We start from the raw sequence: 4,212 nt of genomic DNA, 5'->3' as shown, positions 1-4,212 counted from the left end.
CGAGACGCCGCAGACCCGCCCCTCAAGCCTCTCCAGCAGCTGCCCCAAGTGCGGAAAATCCGTGGCGCGACCGGCCTATGCCCGCTCCGATGGGTTGAGCGCCGGGTCACCCGGACCCCGAGCGTCGGGGGCCTCGTTCCCTGACGAGCAGTGCCTCTTCCAGGGCGAGCACGTGGGGATCATGGACCCTCAGCTCTCGCAGCGCGCGGGCCATGCCCAGCAGATAATCGCGATTCGGGCCGCTGGGGCCGGCGGCCGAGGCGATCTGGCACGCCATCTCGGACATGGGCGCGGGACCAAGGAAGGCCGGGTTGTCCGCGGTGGCGATATAAACCAGACCGCGATCCGCCCCACCGTCATGAAACGACAGCTCGGCAGTGAAGCGTAGGTAACCGTTTTTCTCGCGCACGTCGAGGGGCTCGAGCACGTCCGGGGTAATGCGATAGGCCATGCCAGTGCACTGGGCGCCCGGATCCTCGACCAACGTCACGACGCGCCCGGGCGCGTGCGCTGTGCCACGATGGTCGTGGGAGCCCTGCCAGAAGCGCCGCGACCAGCCCGAAATCGTGGCCGGCCGGTGCTCCAGATAGCAAAAGCCGGCTTTGAACAGCAGCGAGCCGTAACCGAACAGCCAGAAGCTGTCACGGTGATCGAAATCACGCATCTGGCGGTTGATGGCAACCGTGCTTACAGTCATGGCCGTACTACACGCAATAACCGAACCCTCAAGCTGGCAACACTATCTCACCAAGAAAGTCTACATTATTTTCCGCTCCCCCCTTGCATTGCCCATCCCCATGCCACCACTTAATGGGTAAGCAAACGAGCATGTCGGGAGGAAACATGGACCACTGGCTGCTGGAAGAGCGAGAGAAGCTGCTGCGTCTTGGCGTGCGGGCCTTCATCAATGCGGCCCTGGTCACGGTGGCGATTTTGGTGGTGCTGGTGATCGCGCTCTGGATCGTCGCAGGCGCTTTGGGCGTGGGCGACGACACCCTGAGCACGCTTCTCATGATTACCGTGGTGGCGGTGCCAATCCTGGCCTATTTGATCGCCGACTGGATGCGACGGCGCTTCTGGGTGCGGGCGATTGGTGACCACGTCAGGCGGTTACGGGCGGTACAGTTCGTTAGCAATTACGCGGACGCCGTGGGCGAGCACCGCATCAGGGAACTGCCGGCCTGGGCAAAACAGCAGGTGGAACCTGTTCTCAAACGCGAGCGCCAAGGTATGTTGCCGCAGGAGAAGGACTACGCCCTGGCCATCCAGCCACTACTGCTGCTGGAGCCGAAGGGCACAGCGGAGAGACCGAGCCGCAGTTCGGGCGAGAACATGCACCGCCATCGCCATCGTAAATCACACGATACCTGAGCCTCAGCACAGTGGCGTGCGCCCACTGCGCCGCTGGGAACGCAGCGGCGGTATCATGCGCCAAGAGTGCGGAGCGTCGCCGGCGCGAACCAACCCGTCATGCCAAGCCTCACGGTGAACGCGATGGCTGTCCGGCCACATCCGCCAGCACCTCGCGCAACGCGCGCTTCAGGACCTTGCCGTTGGGGTTTCTCGGCAGCGGCTCTGTCCTGAACGTGCATCGTTCCGGCACCTTGTAATCGGAGAGGAACTCAGCACAGTGGCTGCGCAGTTCCTCCTCGGAGACGTCGCCATTTCTGACGACAACCACAGCATGGACCCGCTCACCGAGTACCGGACATGGCGTACCAACGACCGCGGCTTCGGCGACGCTCGGATGACTCAGGAGTGTATTCTCCACCTCGCTGGTGAAAATCTTATAACCACCGCGGTTGATCATGTCTTTCTTGCGGTCAAATACGTACAGGAACCCGTCGGCATCCATCGAGCCGATATCACCCGACCGCCAGAACCCGCCGGTGAACTCCCGGGCCGTCGCCTCGGTGTTGTTCCAGTATCCGGGGACAACCATGGGGCCGCGGATCCAGACCTCGCCTGACTCCCCCTGTCGAACCTCACGACCCTGCTCGTCCATCAGCACCACCTCAGCGCAAGGCAGGGGCACGCCAACGCTGTCACCACGCCCGGCTGTCAATGCCGGCGGCATCATGGTTGCCGGAGAAGTGGTCTCCGTGGCCCCATAGGCGTTCATGAGCTGCAGCTGAGGGAGCTTCTCCGCAAGTTTGGTGATGGTGACTTCCGGCATGGGCGCACCGCCGTAGCCGCCAATGCGCCAAGCGGACAGGTCATACCTGTCGAAGTCCTGGTCCAGCAGGCACAGGTTATACATCGCGGGCACCAGAACGGTGTGCGTCATGCGCTCACGCTCGGCCAGGGCGAGAAAGTCCCGCGCGCGGAATTCGGTCTGAATAACCAGAGTCGCAGCTGCGCGCAGGCAGGTGACAACCAGGGCCACCAGGCCGGTCACGTGGCTCATGGGCACAGTGATCAGGGTGCGCTCTTCGTGCCCCAGCCCCATACAGATCTCGAAGTGCAGCACCGAGTGAATGATCCCCATGTGCGTGAGCATCGCACCCTTGGGCTTGCCTGTGGTCCCGGAAGTATAGAGAATCGCCGCCGTGTCCTCTTCCACCACCTCGGCTGCCTCAAGCCTCTCGCCATGGCCGAGCAGCTGTCCGTAAGACGGGGCGCCGCAATCCTCCGCCGCACAGAAACGGCGCTTGAGCGTCGGCAAATCGTCGCTTTCAGGTAGGCGGTCCCGGACCTCGGGCTCGTAGACCAGCAAGCGCGCGCCCGAATCCTCTAGCGCATGCAGGTAACCAGCCATCCGGTCACGAGTGTTCAGGGGCACGAGCACGGCGCCGAGGCGCCAAGTGGCGAGCATCAGCTCAACGAACTCCACCCGGTTGTCCACAATCAGCGCGACGCGATCACCGGGGCCGACCCCGTTGGCTGCCAGGCCCGCCGCTACCCGGCTGACGCGGGTCTCCAGGGCACGATACGTTATGCGAATATCACCGTGCACCAGCGCCTCTTGGTCCGATGCCGCCGCCAACGCCGCGGGTAACAATTGGTTCAGGTCAGCCGGCCGCTCCCGAAAGCACCGGATGACGCGATCACCGTAGTGGGTCTCAAGCGCCGTTGCCGGCATCTCATCATTGACCCACATGGTTTTTCTCCTCCGTTTCGAGGCGCCATCGCCCCTCTGTTTGCCGGTTACTGAATTGTCCCGGTGTCGTGCCAAATCTCGGTCGCTGTGGGACAGTTAAAGAAGCAGTAGTTGAGTGGGCGCGCAGCGTCAAGGGGCACATGGAAAGCAGTCAGGAGCGAGCAGGGAGGGAGCACACGGCGGTGGGAATGCGCTACCATCGGGGCGCCTCTGCAATGCGTGCCTTCGTAAGGAGCAACCGATGGGACTGGAAGTCAGTGGTGTTCTGGGCGTCGTCTGGCTGTTTATCGTCATCTGGGCCATTATCCGCACGGCTCAGAGCCCCGCAGGGCCGGTGGTCAAGGCCCTGTGGATCGTCATCTTGCTGGTGGTGCCGTTGTTCGGTCTCATCGCCTGGGTGCTACTGGGGCCGAAATAAGGGGGTGGGCCACTCACCAACGACATGGATTTCGCCATGGAGAGCCGATTCTACGCACTGAACCGATTCATCGCCCCCGACTTCAGCGTGCTAGTGCCGAATTGGACCTTCGGCGCCGCCATGGACAGGTACCGCTCCGAGAGTTGCTGCTACGAAGGGCCGTTGTACCTCCTGCTGACGCCCGACGATATCGCAGTGCTCATCAATAACAGCCCGGAGAGTAATCCGAACGCGGTGGATCTGATCTGCCGATGTCCTCATGAGGGCGGTATCAATTACGCGCCGGAGGCAAGCACCGTGCGTGAGGCCACGTTCAGCGAGGCCATGGCCGGCTTGGCCATGCTGGCCCGGTTACGGGCTTGCAGTATCGCCGAGGTGCTGCCGCGTTACTCGGTCTGGATGGCGGGCGACGTGGGGTTCTGCGTCCACGGCGAACCCCACCGCGTGACTGCGTTCCAGCTGCAGGGCGGTCACTGTATCCATGTGGTTGCCTCGGATGATTCGAAACGCATCGAGCCCATTGCAGAGCAGTAAGTGCTGACGACAATTCACTCCGCCTCATGCATGTCTGCCTGCTAGTGTCCTGTCCCGTAAATACGTTGCGAAAATTGGCGTGGATCCTGACGGTTCCTGGCAAGGCGCGCCGACGAGGCGTAGCGGGGACTACGGCGAGGAGGCGCAACGCCGCCAGGGG

General features: G+C 62.9%; 5 protein-coding genes. 3 read left to right on the top strand and 2 right to left on the bottom strand.

Going from position 1 to position 4,212, the window contains the following annotated elements:
• Positions 1-106 precede the first annotated feature (106 nt).
• Positions 107-697 carry a gamma-glutamylcyclotransferase gene (locus tag QZT63_RS02885; RefSeq protein WP_290648408.1) on the bottom strand — a complete coding sequence of 197 codons (591 nt, stop codon included), beginning with the start codon at positions 695-697 and terminating at the stop codon, positions 107-109.
• 146 nt (positions 698-843) lie between these two features.
• Between QZT63_RS02885 and QZT63_RS02880 the strand changes: the two genes are divergently transcribed.
• A complete protein-coding gene (locus QZT63_RS02880) occupies positions 844-1,371 on the top strand; it encodes a hypothetical protein (protein WP_290648407.1) in 528 nt (175 codons plus the stop codon).
• 109 nt (positions 1,372-1,480) lie between these two features.
• On the opposite strand, the gene QZT63_RS02875 is transcribed toward QZT63_RS02880, so the two are convergent.
• On the bottom strand, positions 1,481-3,100 hold the full coding sequence (locus QZT63_RS02875) for a class I adenylate-forming enzyme family protein (RefSeq protein WP_290648406.1): 1,620 nt from the start codon (positions 3,098-3,100) through the stop codon (positions 1,481-1,483).
• A gap of 241 nt (positions 3,101-3,341) precedes the next feature.
• Between QZT63_RS02875 and QZT63_RS02870 the strand changes: the two genes are divergently transcribed.
• Both QZT63_RS02870 and QZT63_RS02865 read left to right on the top strand, forming a co-directional pair.
• Entirely contained in the window at positions 3,342-3,518 is a 177-nt protein-coding gene (locus tag QZT63_RS02870) for a PLDc N-terminal domain-containing protein (RefSeq protein ID WP_290648405.1), read from the top strand.
• A gap of 36 nt (positions 3,519-3,554) precedes the next feature.
• On the top strand, positions 3,555-4,052 hold the full coding sequence (locus tag QZT63_RS02865) for a hypothetical protein (RefSeq protein ID WP_290648403.1): 498 nt from the start codon (positions 3,555-3,557) through the stop codon (positions 4,050-4,052).
• Positions 4,053-4,212: the final 160 nt, after the last annotated feature.

Origin of the sequence: Aquisalimonas sp., assembly GCF_007120195.1 — a bacterium.
GTDB lineage: Bacteria > Pseudomonadota > Gammaproteobacteria > Nitrococcales > Aquisalimonadaceae > Aquisalimonas.
The sequence above is the reverse complement of the archived record's forward strand: the minus strand, read 5'-3'. Positions and strand labels throughout refer to the sequence as shown.